Genomic DNA, 21,861 nt, shown 5'->3' on the forward strand with positions numbered 1-21,861 from the left:
ATTACCCGTCACGACGCGGATCATGCCGGGCACGCGAACCGTGATGCGGATCATGCCGGACCGGCGAACCGTGATGCCCGTCGCCGGCCGGGGTCCTCGGTGCGGATTTCCGCCGACCGGCCCGAAGCGGCGACTTCGCGGGCTCCCCGCTCTTCAGCCCTCGGCCAGGTGATCGCTCAGGCATCCGGCCGGCGGATCACCCGGCCGTCCGGCCGCGGAGACCGCGCCGGGCGGCGGCGGGAATCGGGGGCCACGCCCCGGAGACCTGCGAGAAGGTGACAGGCGGCGATTCGCCTGGCGGGATCCGGCGGAGCGGCCGTCACACCGTCTGTCACACCGCCTATTCGTCCGCGTTCCGCGCGCCCAGTTCCTCGACGAGCGCCGCCCTGCCGCTCACCCCGAGCTTGCGATAGGTGCTCGTCAGGCTTTTTTCGACGGCACGCCGGGTCACCCCGAGCGAGTCGGCGATCCGCTGGTTCGTCCATCCCCGCAGCACGAAGGCGACGACCGTCTCCTCGGTCTTGGTCAGCTCGCCGCGCTCGGGTGCGGACAGTCGCAGCGCCGGGCCGTTCAGCTCCGAGTCCCTGTCGCCCTCGGCCCAGGAGACGCCACGTTCTCTCGCGACCCGCGTGCCTTCGGAAACGAACTCCTCCGCGTCGTCGGCACCCAGCTCCGCGAGTCTTCTGCCGAGAAGCGTGAGCGTCCTGGACAGCTCGATCCGATCCTCGGAACGGCGAAGCGTCTCGACGGCCCGCTTGAGGAGATCGACGCCCTCCTCACCCGGAGTGATCATTCCACGCAGCCGCAGCGCGCGGCCGTACGTCGCGGGAGCGCCCCACGCCCACGCGAAGGCGTACTCCTCGTCGGCCAGCTCGGTCGCCGCCTGCACTCTTCCGAGCCGGTGGTTCACCGCCGCGGCCCATACCCGCCAGGGGTACAGTGCCGCGTTCGTCCACCCGCAGCGCGACAGCTGCCTGCCGCTGTCGAGGAACCTGTGCAGCGCGGCCGGCAGATCGCCCCGCACCGCGTCCAGCATCCCCCGCACCATGCGATGCGCGACGACCACCCGCAGGTCACCGCTCTCCGGACTGGTACGGATCACCCGCTCGCCCAGTTCGACGTCCTGCGTCTCAAGCGCGATCATGGCGAGCGTCCAGATGGACAGCGTCCTCGCCTCCGGCCAGGACGAACCGGCGTTGTCGGCCACGCTCAGCGCGGTACTCCTGGCCTGGACCACATGCCCCGACGCGCGAAGGATCATGCTCCGTTCCGCGTTGACCAGCGCGATGACCCCTTCGAGCTCCTGGCGCTGAGCCTGTTCTCGCATCGCCTCCAGCCACGGGGTCACCGAGGCCGCCGTGTCGGCGAGGACCAGCGCCTGGACCAGCAGCGGGAGAGCGGTGTAGGCGTGCCCCGCGCGCGGCGGCTCCCGCTCCAGGATCCGGCCGGCGAGGGCGGAGATCTCGGCGGCCGTGACCTCGCCGGTCATCGTCGCCGCGTAGGCGAGCACGGCCAGCAGTTCCCGCCCGGAACCCGTGGAGACCGGCACCTCCGCGCCGAACCCCCGCAGCCGGTCGGCCGCCGCGCCGAGATGCGCGGCGTCCTGCATCCCGAGACAGCGGGTGCGGGCCTCCAACCGCAGGCCGAGGTCTCCCTGCGCGTACGAAGGACCCCGCTCATGGAGCTGCCGCGCCACATCCTGGACGAGCGCGCCCGATGACGGGTTGACCGTGCCGATCGCGGGCGGGATCCACAGCACCGCCTCCGCCCGCTCCGTCACCGAGGTGAGCATCGGCACGGCCTGCGAGATGTGGGTGACCGAGGACGCGAGGTCGAATCCCCGCTCGGCGGCGGCCAGGTCGACCAGGAGCCGGCCCCGGGCCTCGCTGTCCGGCGGCCTGTCCAGCAGCGCGTGCCGGATGTAACGGGCCGCCTTCCTTCCGGCACCGCGTTCGAGCGCGGCGCCGGCGGCCGCGCGCAGGACGCCGATCTCCCATGCCTCGTACCCTGCGGTGACCTGCAGGAGCTGGTCGGCGACGTGCTCGGCCGGGTGGCCGACGGTGTGCAGCAGCGACGCCGCCCGGCGGTGCATCGAGGCGCGCGTGTCGGTGCTCATCCCCGATTCGATGCCGTACCGCACGCTCTGGTGGACGAATCGCGGCGACTCGCCGCCGGCGAGCAGACCCAGGCGGTCGAGGGTCTGCATCGCGGACTTGTAGTCGATGCTGTCCAGACCGGCGAGCTCGCTGATCAGCTCCGGCTCCGCCAGGTCTCCGAGCACGACCATCGCCTGCGCGAGATCCCGGACGACCACGGGCTGGATGCCGAGGCAGAACATCCGGCGGTCGCGGAGGAACGGCTGGCTCGCGGCGTGAACCTCACCGGCCCGTGCCGCGACCGGCTGGAAGCCGGCCGTGCGCAACCTGTGCAGCATCGCGGCCAGCGAAGCGGGGTTCCCACCGGACACCTCGTGACAGGCTCGGGCGAATTCGAGGTCGCAGGACTCCCCGAACTCCTCGCCGATCAACCGGCGCACCCCTCCGACGGAGAGCGGCCTCGGGTGCAGCGTACGGGCGCCCGAGGCGACGATCTCCCTGAGCAGCATCGGGTCGGAGGCCGCGCACTCCTCGGAGAAGGCCGCGGCGACCAGAACCCGCGTGCCGTCCAGCCGCCTGGCGAGGTACGCCAGCCAGCGAAGGGACGGCGCGTCCGCCCACTGCAGGTCGTCGACCACCACCACCAGGGCCCTGCCCTCGCCGCCCTCGCCGCCCTCGCCGTCCTCGCTGAGGTTGGCGATCAGCGAGTTCAGCCCCTGCAGGACCGACTCCTGCCTGAGCGACCGGTTCGGTCCGATCGCGTGCGACTCACCGAAGAACATCCCCTGCACCAGGCTCGCCGTGCCCTGGAACCAGGTATCCCAGCGGTCCTTCTCCGCCCCGGCCAGGATCGGCTCGAACAACTGCTGGACGACACCGAACGCGAAGTCCTGTTCGAGGAGCGTGCCGCCGGCGCGCAGGACCCGCGCGTGCGGGGCGGCCGCGTCGGCCAAAGTGCGCAACAGCGCCGACTTGCCGACGCCGGGCGGGCCGATGACCGCCATCATGGACCCGTTGCCCGCCACGGCCGCCTGAACCGCCTGCTCCGCCCGCGCCAGCTCCTTCTCCCGCTCCAGCAGCATGGATTCACTCACCCATGTTCCGCGGTGCCGGGATCGAGGCGAGAAGCGAGGCGAGCTCGTTGCGGTTGGTGACCGCGAGCTTGCGATAGATCGTGGTCAGCCGCAGCTCCACCGTCCGGAGGCTCACCGACAGGACGCTCGCGATGTAGGCGTTCGAGTGACCCGCGGCGACCAGCCCCGCGACCCGTTCCTCGTTGGCGGTCAGTGGGTACCTCGTTTCGTTCGGCGCCGACGGTCCTTCCGCGACAACCTCCACGGCGGGGCGCTCGGACCGTCCGGTGAGTCTAGCGTCAGGTGTGTCGATTCTCACCGTCGCCTTCTGCCGACTCTGAGTCGCGGCGTATCTCCTCGCCGCCGACGACGCCGCGGCGGGCTCGGCCGGCACCGTCGCGGGGCGGTCGTACGGCGCCGGCTTCCGCGGGATTCGCGCGTCGTGCCCGAGGCCGCTCGCCGCCTCGACACCGTCCAGCACCTGTGACGCGCACCGTCGCGCGACATCCAGCGCGCTGGGGGCACCCCACTCCCTCGCCCGCTCCAGCCCCTCCAACGCCAGCCGCCTGGCGGTCTCGACGTTGCCGCACGCGCTGTTCGCCACGGCGGCCACCGATCGCCATGACAGCACCGCGGGATTCGTCCAGCCCCTGGACAGAAGCACGCGCCCGCACTCGTTGATGTCGCGCAGCGCGGCCTCGGGATCCGCCAGCTCCATGTGCACCCTGGCACGGGCGTACAGCAGTGCCGCCCAGGCCACGCCCTGGTCCGCCCCCGGAGGGAACTCGAAGGCCAGCGACTGCTCGGCCTTCTCCACGGACCGGCCGGCGAGATGCAGGTAGGCCTCCGTCGCGACGAGGAAGGGGACCATCCGCGGATGCCACGAGGTGAGCGGCAACTCCGCCAGTGCCGCCTCGAAGTCGTACACCGCCTGCCCGAGGTTTCCCCGCCGCATCTCGCATCGGCCGCGGTGGATCAGCGCCAGCGCGGCCGGTGCCCGTGCGCCGCAGCGCCGGGCGTCGGCCAGGACCTCGTCCAGCCCGATCACCGCCTCGGCGACCTCGTCGGCCAGGAGCAGCGCCCTCGCCGCGTGGATCCTGGGGCTGAACGGCTGCTCCTCACCCCTCACCTGGAAGGCCGTCCTGGCCAGTTCCCGCGCCTGCGGCAGACGTTCCCCCCTGGCGGCGAGCATCCAGGCCGCGACACCCGCCCGCACGGGGTCTCCCGGCTCGTCGGACGGTTCGGGGAACGAGTGCACGGGCAGCGCGGAATCACCGATCGCGCAGTCGTTCTCCGCGAGCCAGCCGATGGCCGCCAGCGATTCGAGGCCGGCTCCACCCGCCTCTCTGCGCGTGTGGGCCGTCGCGACGGCACGGTACGTGGCGGACGCGTCGCCCCGCGAGCCGAGCAGATCGGCCGCCCGGACGAGTGTGCCGACCGACACCTCGGTACCGCTGTTCAGCAGCACCTGCTGCAGCCGCCTGTCGCTCGTCTCCGAGTTGCGGTCCGCCTCCATCATCGCGAGCTCGATGAGCAGCCGTTGCCGCTGTTCGTCCCCCACCGGTTCCCTGAGCGCCCGGCCGAGCAGTGCCGCGGCGCCCTCGTGGTCCCCGTCGAGACGACGCTGCGTGGCCACCCGGCTCAGCAGGCTCACCACCCATTCTGCGCCGACCGGCCGCGTGTTGAGCAGCAACCGGGCGAGCCGTTCCTCCGGGATCGCCGCCCGGTACCCGAGCTCGACGGCGCGCATCGCGAGTGCCTGCCGCTCCCCGATCTCCATCCGGGCCAGCGCCCTGTCGGCGATGAGGGGGCTCGCCGGCGACGGGGTCCTCCCCTCGGTCACCAGCCCCAGGCGCACCAGGACGGACAGTGCCTGCTCGGAGGACATCGTCCTCGGTGGCGCCAGCGAGGCGAGCAGGTCGGTGTCGAGCCCACCCTCGCAGACGGCTATCGCGAGCAGCAGCGCGAGCGCGTCCGCGGGCAGGCGGGAGATGCCCCTCGCCATCCGGTCGCCGCTCACCTCGGCGGCCCGCTCCAGCAGAGCTGGAACATGCCGCGCGACGGGCGGCAGGGAGGCGCGCACGAAATGGTCGAGCACGGCGAGCAGGGCCGCCGGGCTGCCGCCCGTGGCCTCGGTGGCCGCGGTCACGAACGCCCCGTCGACGGGCCCCGCGTACCGGGAGACGATCACCTCCCGGACCCCGTGCTCGCGCAGCGGCGGCACGTGGATCACGCTGCTGGAGACCGGTCCGGACTCGGTGACCGGTTCGACGGCACAGTCTTCACCGGGAGCTCCGGCCTGCACCAGGAGAATCGGCGCATACCGCAGCCGGTGGGTCATGGCCGCCAGCCATGCCTTCGATTCCTCGTCCGCCCACCGGGCGTCGTCCAGGGCGATCAGCAACGGACGGTTGCCCGCGAGGGCCACGAACTCCCCGCACAACGCGGGAATCAAGGTCGTGGCCGGCTGCTCCTCCGCCCACAGGCGCCGCGCGAAGGCCGGATATCCGGCGCCGGCCAGTCCGGCGGCGATCTGCGAGACCACGCTGTAGCGGAGATCGGCCTCGGTGGGCGAGCAGCCGGCGAGAACGGCGAGCAGTCCGGCCTTCCTGGCGCGGGCGACGACCGCCCTGAGCAGCGCGCTCCTTCCCGTGCCAGGCGCCCCGAGCACGGTCACCACTCCTGGACGGCCGCGCAGGAGCATCGCCACCTGCTCGCCCAGCAGGCGTGTCTGCCCTTCCCTCTCGGCCAGGAACTCCGGTGCGGTGTCCCTCCACCGAGCGCCTCGCTCGGTGACACTCACCGACCACGTGCGTGCCGGCCCGTGCGTCGCGGCTTTCCCCTCCGCTAGCGCCATGCGTACGACACCGGCTCGTCGCTGACGGTCGGCGAGACCCTCTCGGACTCCCCGCCGGGGCCTGCCGTGGCACGAGAGGGGGCCGAAACCCTCCGGAGCAGGCTCGGAGCCCCGACCACGGTCGCATCAGTACCACGGACGGGCGCGGGAACCTCGCCGTTCAGCCCGAGCGATCCGTCCGTGACCTTGGCTTCGACTCTGTGTCGAGTATCGCTGCACATTTCGCACCTCGAATCGACGACGCATGCGCCTGATCTCAAGCACTCCGATCGCCTACTGAGGAGACCTTAATCACAGCAATGTTGGTTTACAAGCATTTGCCTTGGATTTACCTGTGATTGCCTTTATTTATCTGTGTTCGACGGCCTGACCACCTCTCCTTCGAATGACCGGAGACACCGGGCCGGCGTCTCGGAGAAGCCGATCCCCTCCGCAGGAGGAGCGGGTGGGCCGGGGCACGACGGCGACGGACGACCGCACGCCTCACCGCGCACCTCACCGGCATCTCACCGGCATCTCACCGGCACCGCAGCGCGCCCGCCACCTGGCGTCTACAGGGGGATGTTGGTGTGGCGGCCCCGGCGCGCCGGGGCGGCGGCCAGGGCCTCGCCGAGCCGCAGCCGGGTGTACGCCGGGTCGATCACCTCGTCGACGACGCCGATGCTCACCGCCCTGGCCACGCCTCCCGCGATCCTCTCGTGCTCCGCGGCCAGGCCGGCCAGCAGCTCCTCACGCTCGTCCTGTGCCACCGCGGCGAGCTTCTTGCGGTGCAGGATCTCCACCGCCGCCTTCGCGCCCATGATCGCCACCTCGGCCTCCGGCCACGCGAACACGGCGGTGGCACCGAGCGACCGGGAGTTCATCGCGATGTAGGCGCCGCCGTAGGACTTGCGCGTGACCAACGTGACCCGCGGAACGCTCGCCTCGGCGAACGCGTGCAGCAGCTTCGCTCCCCGGCGGACCACCCCCTCCCACTCCTGCCCGACGCCGGGCAGGTAGCCGGGGACGTCGACCAGCACGAGCAGGGGCACGCCGAACGAGTCACACATCCGGACGAACCTTGATGTCTTGTCCGAGGACAGCGAGTCGAGGCAACCGCCCTTGCGCAGCGGATTGTTCGCGATCACCCCTACCGTCCGCCCGGCGAGCCGGCCGAACCCGATCACCATGTTCGGCGCCCATCTGGGCTGCAGCTCGACGAAACCCGGCTCCCCGTTCTCTGCGTCCCCGCCGTCCAGGACCGCCTTGACCAGCGGGCGCACGTCGTACGCGCGCCGGGGTGAGTCGGGGAGCAGGTCGCGCAGCGGCCTCGCCTCGCGCACCGAGTCCACGTCGACGAATCCCGGCTTCGCCAGCAGCGCGACGAGCCGGCGGGCCTGGGCGAAGGCCTCCTCCTCCGACCCCGTGGCGATGTGGGCCACCCCGGACTTCCTGCTGTGCGCGTCCGGCCCGCCGAGGCTCTCCATGTCGATCTGCTCGCCGGTGACCGACCTGACGACGTCCGGGCCTGTGACGAAGACGCGGGCGGCGTCAGACATGATCACGATGTCGGTCAGCGCAGGACCGTAGGCCGCGCCGCCCGCCGCGGGACCGAGCACGACGGACAGTTGCGGGACCTCGCCCGAGGCCCGGACCATCGCGGCGAACATCTCCCCGATCTCGTGCATCGCCGACACGCCTTCGTTGAGCTTCGCGCCGCCGGAGTGCCACACGCCGATCACCGGGCAGCGTTCGCGCACCGCGAGGTCGATGGCGTCGGCGATCAGCGGGCACTCGTCGATCCCGATCGCACCGCCCTTCACGGTGGCGTCGGTGCAGTAGATCACTACTCGCACGCCGTCGACCCGGCCGTAGGCGACCACCACTCCCACGCCTTCGCGCCGGTGGATGATCTCCAGCGAGCCCGGATCCGACAGCCGTGACATCCGAACCGCCGGGTCGCGGTGGTCAAGGGACGGCTCGTCTCGGTCCACCACAGCCACTGAGGGAAATGTCATCGCTCACCTCTGCGAATCGCCCGTCGTCCGAGCCGTAAGTGAACCAGCGGCGGCGCCGGGAAAACCCCTAGTCTTGCCCGCCCGGTCCACAGACGTCCCGCGTCAGGGCAGCCGGAGCAGCCCCTCGCGCACGCGCGTGATGATGTTGAGCGACGGCTGGTTGTCGACCTCGGCGAGCGGATGCACTCTGAGGAGGTTCCAACCGATCGCGTCACCGATCAGGACGATGGCCACCCCGATCGGCATCCTGAGGCGCCCCGCGATCTCGACCACCGCCATGGGCTCCCGGCACATGTCGCAGATCCAGCGATATTCCGGGGACAGCGCGGGATCGTCGGCGCTCATCGTGCCCTGCGGCGTCACCGAGATCAGCGAGTCCATCCGCAGCGGGGCGTCGCCGTGCGTACGCCCTCCGGAGATCACGTACGGTCGCGGTCCGACCGGCCGCGAGTTCTCGTGCTCGTACCTCGTCGAGGACGAAGGCGCCCAGTCCGGGTCCGTTGCCGGCGCGGGGGCGACCCGAGGCACCGCGTCCGGGAAGCTTTCGACGTAGTGGTGCTCGTCGGCGTCCGCCCACGACCTCTCCGGGACGTCATACCTCTCCGGAGCGTCGTACCCTTCCGGGACGTCGTACCTCTCCGGAGCGCCGTACCCCTCCGGAGCGTCGTGCGTCCCTTCCTCACCGGCGACGGCCACCTCGGCATCCCACACACCGTCGTCCGCTTCGACGTCCCGCGCGCCGTCGTGCGCCTCGATCTCCCGCGCGCCGTCGTCCACCTCGACGTCCCGCGCGTCCTCCGCCGCCTCTTCCGCGGGTTTGGGCAGGAACTGGTGCTCGGCCCAGGTCCTGTAGTCGCCCCAGCCGCCGAAAGCGGACGCATGGTAGCTGGGTTTGTCAGCGAATCGCCGTCGTCGCCTCCTGCCGTTGGACATCGCCGGGATCTCACCTGCTCTCGAAAGATCATTGGCCTTAAGATCACACGATGATGGGATATGATCATCCCATCGAGATCATCGCGATCCGTCACCCCGCGATTTCGCCGCGTGTTCGCTGCTCTCCGCGGAGGTCTGCTGATTGTCCTCGGCGATACCTAGGTGTTTGCATAGTATTCCGCGAATCCGCTGGCGAATTCGGCGAGGGGGTGGGAAGCGTTTCCAGCGCCCATCCCAGATCCGCACGGCCACTCACGTCCAGCTTGCGAAAGACGCTGGTGAGATGGCTTTCGACGGTGCGCAACGTGATGCGCAGGGCCTGGGCGATCTCCTGATTGGTCGCACCGGTCGCCGCGAGTTCCGCCACGCGCCCCTCTCCCGTGGTCAGCACGTTCTTGACCCCACCGGCTCCCTGGTACATCCGGCCGCCCGCGGCGACGAGCCGGCCACGGGCCTGCTCGGCCAGCCTGCGAAATCCGCACCGCACCGACAGGTGCACGGCGCGACGGAAATGTCCGCGGGCGCCCTCGCGGTCGTCCATCCGCAGCAGCGCCTCGCCCAGCAGACTCTCGGCCCTGACCAGATACCAGCGCGCCTGGGTCCCGGTCAGCGTCTCCACCGCCTCGGTGAGCGTCTCCACCCCGTCGACTCCCTCCGCGACCGCCCCCCTCGCCAGCAGGGCGAGTCCTCGGGCAGGCGCGTTCCCCCAGGCCTCGGCGAGTTCCTCGCCGTGCTCGACGAACTCTCCCGCCTCGTTCCCACGCCCCAGTTCGGCGAGGAGACAGGCCGCCTCCAGCCACCACGGCACGAACATCGGATGCCTGACGACGGCCTCGGCGAGCAGCGCACCGCACTCGGTCAGGGACGACAGCGCGCTCGCGTGGTCACCTCGCGACGCCGCCAGATACGACTTCGTCATCAGCACCCGTGGATAGTCGAGAAGGTAGTCCTCCACGTCCGGCGTGCCCAGCTGGCCGAGTACGGCAGCGGCCTGGCCGAGATCCCCCCGCCAGGCGAGCACCGCGCCCAGGGCCGTCCGCGGTGCCGTCACACTTCTCGACCACGGCTGCTCGTCCGCCAGTTTCATGGCCCTGATCGCGTCCACCAGCGCCCCGTCGAGGTTGCCCGCCTCCCCCAGGATCCACGACCGCCTGGACAGGGCCATCACCTGCCCCCAGGTGTCCCCCTGCTCCGCGCCGTGCGAGATCACCCGGCCCATGGCTCGCACCGCCTCCTCGACCTCGTCGGCGAGTGAGAGCACGTACGCGGCGGCACCGACCGCCTGGCTCCAGGAGACCTCGTCCGGGCCGCTGAGCGCCTTACGGGCCAGCGGCAGGCAGGTCCGGGACGAGAAACCCGACATGGCGAAGACCAGGGACCGCCCGGCGAGCAGTTCGCGTCCGCCTCCGGCGGACACCCCGGGGGTCCGCGACATCACCGCCCATTCCGAGACGGTCTTCGCGGTGGACCTGCGGTTCCACCCGATCAGCAACAGCGCGGACTCCACCAGCATCCGCGACTCGTGATCCCCGGTGGCCGCTCCGTCGAGTTCCGCCAGGACGGCGTTCAGCGTCGAGACCACCTCCGGTTCCCTGCCCAGCGGCGGTGCGACCCGCGACATCTGGATCGCCAGACGTGCTCTTCCCCGCACGTCGCCCGTCTCCCGCAGCCCGTCGCAGAGCATCGCGTACGCTCTCGCCGGATCGTCGTGTCCGATCAGCCGCGCGAGGTCGGCCCGCGCGCCGACGTCGGCGGGATCGGCCATCACCATCCGGCCCAGGTAGTGCGCCGCGACCTCCGCGTCCCCGTTCGACTCGGCACGGCGTGCTCCCTCCCCGAGCACGCCCCGCATCCAGGTCTCGGGAAGTGCGGGCAGCAGCGCCAGTTGCGCGCTGACCTCCTCGGCCGGACGGCCTCCGTCGTTGAGCAGCCTGGCGGCCAGTTCCCGCCGTCGGTCGAGCGCGGCGGTCGGCATGTCGTTCAGCACCGCGGTCCGCACATGATGCTCGTTCAACTCGGCCAGGCCGACGTCGATGATCTCCTCGTCGCGCAGGATCTCGATCGCGGCGGTCACCAGCGGCTCGGGGACCCCGGCCAGCATGCCCACCAGTTCCGCGTCGGAGTGTCCCAGCACCGCGAAGGCCTCCACGACCCCACGCACGTATGCCGGCCGGCGGTCGAGCGTCGCGAGCAGATGTCCGGCGTGGAGTTCGGCGCCGAGTTCGGCGGCCCTGGACTCGCCTCGGGCGTCAGGTGGCACGCCCTCCTCGCTCAGGCGCTTGAACAGCCGCGCGAGCAGTGCCAGGTTGCCCCGGCAAACACTGGTGCACAGGCGGACGAACAACTCTTTTGGCACGGTCTCCCAGCACCGCCGGGCCAGCTTCCCCGCGTCCTCCTCGGAGAGCGGCCCGAGGTCGACGACGCGGTGCCCGCGCGCGGCGACACCGGGAACCGCCCGCCCGTTCGACGGGCCGGAGCGGTGCTGAGCGAGCAGGACGAACAGCGGCAGATGATGCCCACGGTTCACCAGGAAGTCCAGCCATGCCAACGACTCCTCGTCGCACCACTGCGTGTCGTCGAGCATGAGGGCCACCGGTCCCGACGCGGCCGCCTCGCCGACACGCCGGAACAACAGGTGTGACAGCGGTACGGTGCCACCTCGCGTCGGAAGCGGCGCTCCGCCGAACAGGCTTTCCGTACCGCTCCATGGCAGGCGGGCCCCCGCGGGCGAGCAGGAGCCGCGCAGGATCGTCACTCCGACACTGCGGGCATATCGCTCAAGTGCCTCCAGCAGGGCGGTCTTCCCCGATCCCGTGGGTCCTCGCAACAGCGTCAGAGACGCCTCGCCCTCCGCGGCCCCCTCCAGCCAGGACACCAGTGTGCGGAACTCCGCTTCCCGGCCCACCGGCCTGGCCTCGCCGTGGAAGATCCGTCCCGACATGGTCACCATCTCGCTCCATCAGGTCACCGAATCTCGCCAAGAGGGGGTCGTGAGAGCCATGCGCTCTTCTTGTGCGTGGCGTGCGGGCACCGGGCCGACACCGACGTCAACGTGACCGGGAACATTCGAGACGCCGTCGCAGGGCGTGCGGGGATCGCGCGGGCATCGACATGCCACCTCCGGACGGGCGCCCGGTCATCCACTGATCCGGTACAGCCGTGTTTCCGATGTTTTTCCGACGTTAGCTTCTAGAATCTCGCTCGGCAAAGACCTCTTTGCCGCGAGTTCATCCGAACCCGCCTTCGCCGGGGGCGGCGCCCCTCCGGCGGACCGCCCGTCAGGGGCCGGGCGAGCGGGGCGTGCCTTCCGTACCCACCGTCGCCCGCGACGGCCGCACACCGTCTCACACCCGTCTTCTCGAGCCCGTCTCAGGCCTGGAGTCTGGCGTAGAACCGGCTGCACTCCTCGTAGGCGGGGAGCAGACCCTGCCGCCGAGCCTCGGAGAAAGTCGGGGCCGTCGCGTCCTTGTCCGACAGCAGCGGCGTCACTCCGGCGGGCCAGTCGATCCCCAGCTCGGGGTCGAGAGGATCGATCCCGTGCTCACGCCTCGGCGCGTACCCCTCCGAGCAGAGGTACACCACGGTCGCGTCGTCGGTCAGCGCCATGAAGGCGTGACCGAGCCCCTCGGAGACGTACACGGCCCGGTGGTCCTTGTCGTCCAGGATCACCGACTCCCACCGCCCGAAGGTGGGCGATCCAACGCGGATGTCGACGACTACATCGAAAACCGCACCTTTGACGCACTTGAGGTATTTGGCCTGACTCGGCGGGACGTCGGCGAAGTGCACGCCGCGCAGCGTCCCCCGGCGCGAGACCGAGTAGTTCGCCTGCGAGAGGGCGAGGGGCCGGCCGGTGGCCTCACGGAAGCTCTCCGCGCGGAACCACTCGTGGAAGCTGCCCCGATCGTCGGGGAACACCTCCGGTTCGAACACCCACGCACCCTCGATGCCGAGTGAACGCATGCCCACCTCTCCTTCCGTGACCCCGCCTCATCCGGGGAGGGGAACCCTCGGACGGCACGCGCGACGGGTGCTCCCAGCGGAGTCTCCTCCGACCATCGCCCCCTTGTGAACCCGTCGCGGTACCCCGCGAAGGCACGTACGGTCCTTCGCGGGACCGTTCCAGTGCCGGGCGGGCGGATCATCCCAGGTGGGCGCCCATCAGGCCGGTGACCGGCCGATCTGGCCACTTCCGGCCATCACGAGCCTCGTTCACCCGCTCGGGGGAGCGGCCGGGAAAACCGGGTTCACGATCGGCGCGACGACCCGTTCCCGGGGCGATCCTCTCCTCCCCACGGGCGCGGCACCGGGTCCCGCCGACGCCCCGACGGCCACCCGGCACGGAGACGCGTAGCATCGACGTTCTGCGACATTCATTAGATTTCCGCTCACGAACACACACGGACACAGAGGATCATGAACGACTCCTTCATCCCCGCCGCCCGCGCGGCAGGCGGGACCGGCCCTGGCGGCACGCCCGCACGGCGTTCCTCCCGGCCGGAGAACGACGGCGGGCGACCCGGCGGCACCGCGTCCGCTCCGGTGGAGGCGTCATGATCGACCTCCTCCGCAACCCCGTGAAGAACTACGACTGGGGTTCGCGCACGGCCATCGCCGCACTCACCGGGCGCCCCTCCCCCACCGAGCTGCCCGAGGCGGAGATGTGGTTCGGCACCCACCCGTCCGGCTCCTCGTCGGTGCTTCGCCAGGGGACGTGGCACTCCCTCGCCGAGGTGGTGTCCGCCGCCCCCGAGACAGAGCTGGGCGAAAAGACCGTCGAACGGTTCGGCTCGCGGTTGCCGTACCTGCTGAAGCTGATCGCCGTGGACCTGCCGCTCTCGCTCCAGGTTCACCCCTCCCAGGAGCAGGCCAGGGAAGGGCACGCCCGGGGCACCTACGTCGACCCCTTCCCCAAGCCCGAGCTGATCTGCGCGCTGACCCCGTTCACCGCGCTGGCCGGGTTCCGTCCTCCCGAGGAGGCCGCGGCCCTCATCGGCGCCCTGGGCGTACCGGAGCTGGAGCCCGTCGTCGCGCCGCTGGCGGCCGGAGACGCCTCCGCCGCGCTCCGCGTCCTGGTGGAGTGGCCGAAAGACGGCAGAGCCGATCTCGTGGCCGACATCGCGCGGGCCGCCTCCTTCGCCGGAGGTCCCGAGAACGAGCTGGTCGTACGCCTGACGGAGATCCACCCGGAAGACCCCGCCTGCCTGGCCCCGCTGTTCCTGCGGCGCCACGAGCTGCGGCCCGGTGAGGCGCTCTTCCTGGGTGCCGGGGTCCTGCACTGCTATCTGAGCGGGTTCGGCGTGGAGATCATGGGCGGCTCCGACAACGTGCTGCGCGCCGGGCTGACCGGCAAGCCGATGGACGTGGAGGAGCTGCTGCGGGTCACCGACCCCTCGCTTCCGGCCCTCCAGGTCGAGCCGGTCGGCGATCTCTACCGCACCCCCGCCCCCGAGTTCCGCCTCGGTACGGCCGTCCCCGGTTCCGGCCTCACCCTGCAGGGCGGCGTGCCGCGCATCCTGTTGTGCACCGAAGGCGAGGTCGAGAGCGGCGGGCACCCCCTGCGGGCCGGCGAGTCGGTCTTCGTCTCCGCCGCCCAGGGACCCGTCGAGTTGCGCGGCCCGGGAACGGTCTTCTGGGCGGAACCGGGGATCGACTAGGCGCCTGACCAGCGGCTCACGCCCGTCCGCCCCTCCCTCGTGAGGCCGCGGGCGGGCGCGATCCACGGCGGGCGGGCGCCCTCGCGTCCATACCGGCCTGCTATGGCGGATAACCCCCGGGGTGGTCGGGGCGTCCCCACCAGCGAGGCTGGAGGTATCCGATGACACCGTCCGACGACCTCACGGATCCAGACCTCCGTCTGGAGCTGATCCTGGTCGAGGTACTGCACCACGAAGCCGAGCACCTCGCGACCGGCTGAGCGTCCCGGTCCCGGCTCCAACGGGGGGAGCCGGGACCGGACGCGTCGAAGAACAGGGGCCAAGTCGTCCTCAGGTTTCCCTGTCGTGTGATGTCGTGGACTCCAGCACCCTTTTCGCCTTCGCCATCAGGGTGAGCGCCACCACCGCGAAGGCGAGCGCGAGCAGGGTGAAGAGGGTGAGCGACAGTTCGTCCGTCCGCTCCAGCAGCCGGGGCGACGCGGTCGAGACGGCGAACAGCGCGAAGAACAGCAGCGACCACGCGTACGGCCTCACCCGCAGGACCCCGCCCCGCCTGGAGACCATCAGCGGAACCCGGCCCTTCAGCAGCACGCGAACGCCGTGCGCGGCCATCACGCATCCGATCCCCAGCAGGGCCCAGCTGAACGCGACCGACAGCGTGTGCGCGCTCATCGGGATCGCACCTCCCTGACCGTCGGCGGTGATCGGAGACGGCGTCTCCGATCACCGGCCGCCTGCCCCGCGAGGGGTGCGGCAAACCAGCCGTCCGTACGGCGAAGCGCCCCGTCACCTCCCGCTCGGAGACGGGCTTCCCACCCGGCCGTTTCCGGCTCGCCCTCGTCCCCCGGCACGGCCTCGATCGGCGTACGACGATCGAGGAGGCCGGCTTCCACACCCCGTCGCCCTCCCCGCGGACGTGCGGTCCTCCCACTCCCCTCGGCCCGACGCGACCGTGGCGGCCCGGCCACCGCCGTCGTTACGCTGGGGACCCGCGCCGACGTGCATGGAGGAGCTCATGGCCGCTGGCCCGCTGGAACCGGATGACCCGCGCACGCTGGGAGCGTTCCAGGTCGTGGGGCGCCTCGGCGAGGGCGGTCAGGGCATCGTCTACGAGGGGTGGAGCGCCTCCGGCGACCGTGTCGCGATCAAGGTCCTCAAGGGCGGCACGAATCCCGACATCCGCCGCCGGCTCGCCAGGGAGCTGGAGTCGGCCCGCCGGGTGGCCCCCTTCTGCACGGCCCGGGTGCTCGCGGCGGAGCTCGACCGGCCGGACCCCTACGTGGTGAGCGAGTTCGTGGCGGGCCCCTCGCTGCAGGAACGGGTGCGCGACGACGGTCCGCTGCGCGACGGTGACCTCGAACGGCTCGCCGTCGGCACGGCCTCCGCGCTCGCGGCCATCCACGGCGCGGGGGTGGTTCACCGGGACTTCAAACCGGCCAACGTGCTTCTCGGCCCCGACGGGCCGCGCGTGGTCGACTTCGGTATCGCCCGGCCCCTCGACGCCGACACGGCGTCCATGACGATGTCGGGCACCCCGCCCTACATGGCTCCCGAGCAGCTCATGGGGGTGCACGGATCACCCGCGGCCGACGTCTTCGCCTGGGCCTCGACCATGCTCTACGCCGCGACCGGCAGTGCCCCGTTCGGCAGCGACACCGTCGCCGCGGTCTTCAACCGCATCATCAACCAGGAACCCGACCTGTCCGGCGTTCCCCAGGGCCTGCGCGAGACCCTGGCCGCCTGCCTGTCCAAGGACCCCGCGGCGCGTCCCTCGGCCCGGTCGCTTCTGGTGCGTCTGGTCGACCCCGGAGCCTCCACCGTCACGGTCCCCGACGTCGGCCCGGTGCCCAGCGCGTACGTCCCCTCCGGCTGGTCGGACCGCGCCCCGAGCGGCCTGACCCGTCCCGTCGAGGCCGAGCCGCCACCGGTCGTCCGGTCCGGAGTCCACCCCACGCCCACCGAACCGGCCGGCCCCGCACGGGACACGGCGCTCCTACCTCCGGGCGGCGCCGGTACGGCGGGTCGTGACACGAAGATCTACGCGCCCCCGTACGGCGAGCGGGGCACGCGGCGGGCGAGGAACGTGGCCATCCCGGTGGCCGCCGTCGTCCTCGCGGGTCTGGCGACGGCCGGCGTGCTGTACGCGACGGGGACGATCGGAGGTTCCCCCGCGAACGGGGCGGCGCCCCGGAGCGGATCCGAGGGGACCTCCCGCCCGGCGCCGACCTCCGGATCCGGTGACACCGCCGACCGGGCACCGGCCTCCGGACCTGAAGAAACCCCCGACCGGGCACCGGCCTCCGGATCGGCCTCGGCACCGCCCGCGGCTCCCGGAGGGGGCATCCCCTCGGCCTTCGCGGGAACCTGGACGGGACAGGTCGTCTCGCAGGACGACCACGGGCGCACCGCCGACGTCACGATCACCCTGAACCCGGGAGGATCCACCGGGACCTGGGTGTCCGGTGACTGCGAGCAGCAGGCCACGCTCACCCGCGTACGCGACACCGTGCTCGACCTGAACGTGGCGCAGCGCGGCCAGTGCGTGGGCGGGGACATGACCCTCACGGTGCAGGACCCCCAGACGCTGGACTGCGTGAAGCAGGAGGGCGGGGGCTCGTTGGAGTACCGGGGGACCCTGCGCCGCTCCTGACCTCCCCGCGCCCTCCGAAATCGCCCGGCCCGCACCGCTCCCGCCCTGCCCTCGACTGCCCTCGACTGCCCTCGCCGCCCTATGGAGCGCCCGCCCGCTTCACTTCTCGTCGTTCAGCCGGCGCGCACGATCTGGAAGGAGTACGACCCGGTCTTCGCCGCGGGTGACCTGACGACCAGCGCGTAGCGCCCGTCCCCGCCCGAGAGCGGCATGTCGAACTCGTTGCCGCACAGTGGGTAGGGCTGCCGGGGATCGGCGAGGCTCTTCTCCGCCGCGTCGTAGAGCTCGACGTCGATGGAGGTGCACGGCCCGCCTCCCGCGATGATCCTGATGGCCTTGGCACCGTCGGCGTCGAACTCGAAGCGGTCGATCCGTCCGGGGACGTCCAGCGACCCCGCCCCCTCGGGGCTGCCCTCACCGATCTTCAGGCCGATCGTCGCGGGGAACGTGCGGACCTTCACGGTCGCGATCCGGAAGCTGTACGCCCCGATCACGTTGGTGTTCCCCCAGACCTCCAGGCGGTGGCCGCCCACCTTGGTCAGCTTGTTGCTGAGCGACGTACCCGCGCTGAAATCGACACTGGCCGGGGTCAGGGGCTCGTCGTCGACGTCGGAGAACACCTGGAACTGGATGCCGTCGCCCTCCATGTCGGCGACGTAGAACTCCCTGGCGTCGCCCAGATCCAGCGTGAATTTGTGCCTCTCCCCCGCGCGGGTCAGCTCGGCCGAGACCGTGCTGCCGTCGACGAGGGTGCCGCCCGGTTCGACGGCCGCGGAAGGCGGGTCCTGCCCGCCGGTCTCCGCCTGCTCGGGCGTGCTTTCCGGCTGGGCCGGGGAGTCGCTCTCGACGGGCGCGGTGGTCGCCTCGCTCGTCACCTGCGCGGGGGCGGCCGCCCCTTCTCCGGTCCGGCCGCCGGTGAGGCCGCAACCGGTGAGGGCCGTCAGAGCGAGGACGAGAAGGACAAGGAAGGCACCCTGCCGGACGGGGGCGACAAGGCGTGAGGGGAGGTTCTTCATGAAAAGCCATTCTTCGCGGCCCGCTTACAACCTGGTTGCCCGTCACTTTCTCACTCCCCGAGCGGCCTTTCGCGGGTTTCGTGCTTCCGGCACCTCCGTCGGCCCCGGTCTTTCCCGGGCCGACACCGGTCAGGAGGCACTCGATCACGTGGCCGACACCCGGTGGTCATCCTCGCGCCGGGCGGGCGTCGTGGGCGATGAGCAGGTACGGCCGGATCGGACAACGTTGTCAACGTGGCGGACGGCCTGTCGGTATGGTTCGGGTATGACCAGCGATGGCGGCCGTGCGAGGCGGCCCACCATGGTGGACGTGGCGGCCCGGGCCGGGGTGAGCCTGAAGACCGTCTCGCGGGTCGTGAACAACGCTCCGCACGTACAGCCCGAGTTGGTCGAGCGGGTGCTCACCGCCGTGGCCGAACTCGGCTTCCGCCGCAACCACCTGGCCAGCTCGCTGCGTTCCGGGCAGGCGACCGCCACGATCGGGTTGCTGATCGAGGAGATCGCGAACCCTTTCTACGCGACGATCGCGGGAGCCGCCGCCGAGGTCGCCGGGCACCACGGCACGATGCTCATCATCGCCAATTCCGAGGAGGATCCGGCGCGCGAGCGGCAACTGCTGCGGGACATGTGCGCCCGCCGCGTCGACGGGCTGCTCGTGGTGCCGGCCGGTGAGGACCACTCGTTCCTGCGCGCCGAGGTCGAGCTCGGCACCCCCGTGGTCTTTCTCGACCGTCCGGCGGGCGGGCTGCTCGCCGACACGGTGCTGCTCGACAACCGCGGGGGCGCGCGGGCCGGGGTGTGCCGGCTCGTCGAGGCGGGCCATCGGCGGATCGGGGTCCTGCTCGACTCGATCGGCGTCCACACGATGCGCGAGCGGCTCGACGGCGCGCGGGACGCGCTGACCTCGGCCGGCACGCCGTACGACACCGGGCTGCTCCGCGACGGCGTCCGCGACCCGGCCGCGGCGGCCCGGGCCGTCTCCGAACTGCTCGACCTGCCGGATCCGCCGACCGCCTTCTTCAGCCTGAACAACCGGATCACCCTCGGCGCGGTCGAGGAACTGCACCGGCGCGGCAGCGACGCCGCGCTGCTCGGGTTCGACGACTTCGACATGGCCGCTCTGGTGCCGTACCCGCTGACGGTGATCGCCTATGACACCCGCGAGCTGGCCAGGACCGCCGCCGAGCTGCTGTTCCGGCGGATCGGCGGGGATCGGTCGTGGCCGCGCACCGTGGTGCTTCCCACCGAGCTGGTCGAGCGGGGCATCCCGCCGCGCTGATCCCGGCGGCCGGTTCCCTACCGGACTGCGGGCCCGCCTGACGGAGAGGGAGCCGATCCCGCGAGCCGCGGGTCATGGGCACGCGCCCCCGATTCGATCTCTCGGAGCCGGGGGGGCGTGCGTCTCACGAGGTCACGCGTAGAGGAAGTAGTAGCTGTACCGGCTCTCCCACTCGCATGAGTAGTCGTTCCACCAGTCCTCGGTGATGCCGTGGGTTCCGATCCGCTCGCACTCCGCGTGCTCCTTGAAGACACCCGCCAGCCTCTCGGCGTGCGCCGGGGCGGCGCCGGTCGTCAGCGAAACTCCGAGGACCATGACGGCCGAGACGAGAACAGCGCGTACCTTTCGCATTCGTCCTCCTGTGACTGGGGAGATCATGAAGGTGAACATTATCACTCGGCCCGCACCAGAGAAGATCATCGCACTCGAATCATTCGCGGGACGGGGATGAAACTTTCATCGGTCTTGTCACCGGCCGCACATGTTTCGCGGATGTTTACCGACGGTAAATCCCATGCCACCCGCCCTCGAAGGTCCAGCCGCTGTCCAATTCCCGACATGGCGGCCTTGAAAGGCCTCGCGGGCGCGTATCCGACCGCCTGTGCATGCCATAGATGATCTGACCTGTCTTCGCACCACCTGATCCTCAAAGTACGATTTATGCCCCTCATCCTGTTCTATTGGAACGATGCATCGAAAACTTTGACCACCATCACTTACGTGTCATATCGTCGCCCCGCCCATATCGATGTGAGCCGCGACACTCGAACAGGACGTTGTTCTCGCAGGCGCTACGGTCGGCCTGCTGATCGAGGTCGCCACGGCGCGAGAGGAAACACGGACGGTCACCGGGGACGAGCGGCGAGCATCCGACCAACCGGAGTCGCACCATGCAAGCTCGAATCCGCACGGCCGTGATCGTCGGCATGGCGATGACCATGCTGGCCGTCGTCGGCGTGTCAGCAGTCTTCGCGCCACCGGCTCACGCCACGCAGGTGATCACCGACATCGCCTACGCGCCCGCACAACCGGCCGGTAGCAAGGGGCATCTGCTGGACCTCTACCTGCCCTCCACCGGAATCACGCCCCGGCCGCTGCTGATCTGGCACACCGGCTCGGCGTGGACGAGTGACGACGGCAAGGCCGGCGCGGACGCGATCGCGGACATCTTCACCCCCCTGGGTTTCGCCGTGGCCGGGGTCAGCGTCCGCTCCAGCGCCCAAGCGATCTTCCCGGCCCAGGTGCACGACATCAAGGCGGCCATCCGCTGGCTGCGCGCGAACGCCGCCACGTACCAGCTCGACCCCAATCGATTCGCGATCATGGGCGACTCCTCGGGCGGCTGGCTGACCGAGATGGCCACCTTCTCCGGTGGCGTGGCCGCACTGGAGGGCACCGTCGGCACGACCGGCGTCTCCAGCGCGGTGCAGGCAGGACTCGCCTTCTTCAGTCCGACCGACTTCCTGCAGATGAACACGCAGAACCTGCCGACCGGCGGGCTCGACCACAACTCCCCCGCCTCCCCCGAGTCCCTCCTGGTCGGCTGCCCGATCCAGACCTGTCCGGCCACGGTGGCCCAGGCCAATCCGATGACCTACGTCGACAGCAACGACCCGCCGCTGATGTTCATGCACGGCCAGGCCGACTTCCTGGTGCCGCACGGGCAGAGCCTCCTGCTCTACAACAGGATCAAGGCCCAGTGCGGCAGGGCCACGTTCATCTCGGTGCCCGGCGCGGACCACATGATGCCCCAGATCATGGACCCCGCCCGGCACGGCCTGCAGACCGTCCGCACCACCGCCAACTGCTCCGAGACCGTCGGCACCGGTACGTTGAACCCCACCTGGGCCAACTTCACCACCTTCCTGCGCGGCGGGCTCAAAATGGGCACCTCCTGCGAGGTCACCTACTCCACCGGCGTCTGGAACGGCGCCTTCAACGGCAGCGCGACCATCAGGAACACCGGCACCACCCCCATCGAGGGCTGGACCCTGACGTGGACCTGGCCGGGCAACCAGCAGATCACCACCGCCTGGAACGCCACGGTGGCCCAGGCCGGCACCCAGGTGACCGCCCGTGACGCCGGCCATAACTCCTACATCGGCCCCGGCTCCAGTCAGAGCCTCGGCTTCTCGGCGACCGCCACCGGGACGAACGGCATTCCGGCCCAGTTCAAACTCAACAACCTCGTCTGCACGAGAGTGCCCGCCTGAGACGACGTGCCGGGCCCGAGCCGAACGGCGAGGGCCCGGCATCGTTCTGCTGTCGCCGGGATTCCAAAGAATTACATTCTGGGAAACCGT

The 21,861-nt window shown here is 70.9% G+C and carries 14 protein-coding genes; 5 read left to right on the plus strand and 9 right to left on the minus strand.

All coding sequences use genetic code 11. The annotated features are described in order from the left end of the window. Positions 1-340: 340 nt before the first annotated feature. The 6 genes from ACFY3D_RS00075 to rfbC all read right to left on the minus strand — a co-directional run bounded on the left by ACFY3D_RS00075 (position 341) and on the right by rfbC (position 12,919). Positions 341-3,190 carry an ATP-binding protein gene (locus tag ACFY3D_RS00075; RefSeq protein ID WP_389972858.1) on the minus strand — a complete coding sequence of 950 codons (2,850 nt, stop codon included), beginning with the start codon at positions 3,188-3,190 and terminating at the stop codon, positions 341-343. After that, positions 3,183-5,972, minus strand: coding sequence for an AAA family ATPase (locus ACFY3D_RS00080; protein ID WP_389972861.1), 2,790 nt, complete (start codon positions 5,970-5,972; stop codon positions 3,183-3,185). Before ACFY3D_RS00080 ends, ACFY3D_RS00075 begins: the two co-directional genes overlap by 8 nt. A 605-nt stretch (positions 5,973-6,577) precedes the next feature. Beyond that, complete coding sequence (locus tag ACFY3D_RS00085; protein ID WP_389972864.1) at positions 6,578-8,023, minus strand: acyl-CoA carboxylase subunit beta; 1,446 nt, start codon at positions 8,021-8,023, stop codon at positions 6,578-6,580. Positions 8,024-8,125: 102 nt separating this feature from the next. Then, complete coding sequence (locus ACFY3D_RS00090; protein WP_389972867.1) at positions 8,126-8,956, minus strand: DUF742 domain-containing protein; 831 nt, start codon at positions 8,954-8,956, stop codon at positions 8,126-8,128. 91 nt (positions 8,957-9,047) lie between these two features. After that, positions 9,048-11,906: a BREX system ATP-binding domain-containing protein gene (locus tag ACFY3D_RS00095; protein ID WP_389972870.1), complete on the minus strand. Its 2,859-nt coding sequence runs from the start codon at positions 11,904-11,906 to the stop codon at positions 9,048-9,050. Between the two features lie 419 nt (positions 11,907-12,325). Beyond that, positions 12,326-12,919, minus strand: coding sequence for a dTDP-4-dehydrorhamnose 3,5-epimerase (gene rfbC, locus ACFY3D_RS00100; protein ID WP_389972873.1), 594 nt, complete (start codon positions 12,917-12,919; stop codon positions 12,326-12,328). Between the two features lie 453 nt (positions 12,920-13,372). On the opposite strand from rfbC, the gene ACFY3D_RS00105 reads away from it, so the two are divergent. Together ACFY3D_RS00105 and manA are read left to right on the plus strand one after the other, a co-directional pair. After that, entirely contained in the window at positions 13,373-13,513 is a 141-nt protein-coding gene (locus ACFY3D_RS00105) for a hypothetical protein (RefSeq protein WP_362907097.1), read from the plus strand. Next, positions 13,510-14,613: a mannose-6-phosphate isomerase, class I gene (manA, locus tag ACFY3D_RS00110; protein WP_389972876.1), complete on the plus strand. Its 1,104-nt coding sequence runs from the start codon at positions 13,510-13,512 to the stop codon at positions 14,611-14,613. Before ACFY3D_RS00105 ends, manA begins: the two co-directional genes overlap by 4 nt. Positions 14,614-14,943: 330 nt before the next feature. Here the strand turns inward: manA and ACFY3D_RS00115 are convergent, their stop codons facing one another. After that, on the minus strand, positions 14,944-15,285 hold the full coding sequence (locus ACFY3D_RS00115) for a hypothetical protein (RefSeq protein WP_389972879.1): 342 nt from the start codon (positions 15,283-15,285) through the stop codon (positions 14,944-14,946). A 343-nt stretch (positions 15,286-15,628) separates the two neighbouring features. Here ACFY3D_RS00115 and ACFY3D_RS00120 point away from each other — a divergent pair, with 343 nt between their 5' ends. Continuing rightward, a complete protein-coding gene (locus ACFY3D_RS00120; RefSeq protein ID WP_389972882.1) occupies positions 15,629-17,263 on the plus strand; it encodes a serine/threonine protein kinase in 1,635 nt (544 codons plus the stop codon). A gap of 113 nt (positions 17,264-17,376) precedes the next feature. On the opposite strand, the gene ACFY3D_RS00125 is transcribed toward ACFY3D_RS00120, so the two are convergent. After that, entirely contained in the window at positions 17,377-18,279 is a 903-nt protein-coding gene (locus tag ACFY3D_RS00125; RefSeq protein WP_389972885.1) for a hypothetical protein, read from the minus strand. Between the two features lie 265 nt (positions 18,280-18,544). Here ACFY3D_RS00125 and ACFY3D_RS00130 point away from each other — a divergent pair, with 265 nt between their 5' ends. Continuing rightward, positions 18,545-19,558 carry a LacI family DNA-binding transcriptional regulator gene (locus ACFY3D_RS00130; RefSeq protein ID WP_389972888.1) on the plus strand — a complete coding sequence of 338 codons (1,014 nt, stop codon included), beginning with the start codon at positions 18,545-18,547 and terminating at the stop codon, positions 19,556-19,558. A gap of 132 nt (positions 19,559-19,690) precedes the next feature. Here ACFY3D_RS00130 and ACFY3D_RS00135 read toward each other — a convergent pair whose 3' ends face one another. After that, positions 19,691-19,909 carry a hypothetical protein gene (locus tag ACFY3D_RS00135; protein ID WP_350947101.1) on the minus strand — a complete coding sequence of 73 codons (219 nt, stop codon included), beginning with the start codon at positions 19,907-19,909 and terminating at the stop codon, positions 19,691-19,693. A gap of 539 nt (positions 19,910-20,448) precedes the next feature. On the opposite strand from ACFY3D_RS00135, the gene ACFY3D_RS00140 reads away from it, so the two are divergent. Beyond that, positions 20,449-21,771, plus strand: coding sequence for a cellulose binding domain-containing protein (locus ACFY3D_RS00140; RefSeq protein WP_389972891.1), 1,323 nt, complete (start codon positions 20,449-20,451; stop codon positions 21,769-21,771). Positions 21,772-21,861: the final 90 nt, after the last annotated feature.

The organism is Streptosporangium sp. NPDC000509 (genome assembly GCF_042898365.1).
Lineage (GTDB): Bacteria > Actinomycetota > Actinomycetes > Streptosporangiales > Streptosporangiaceae > Streptosporangium.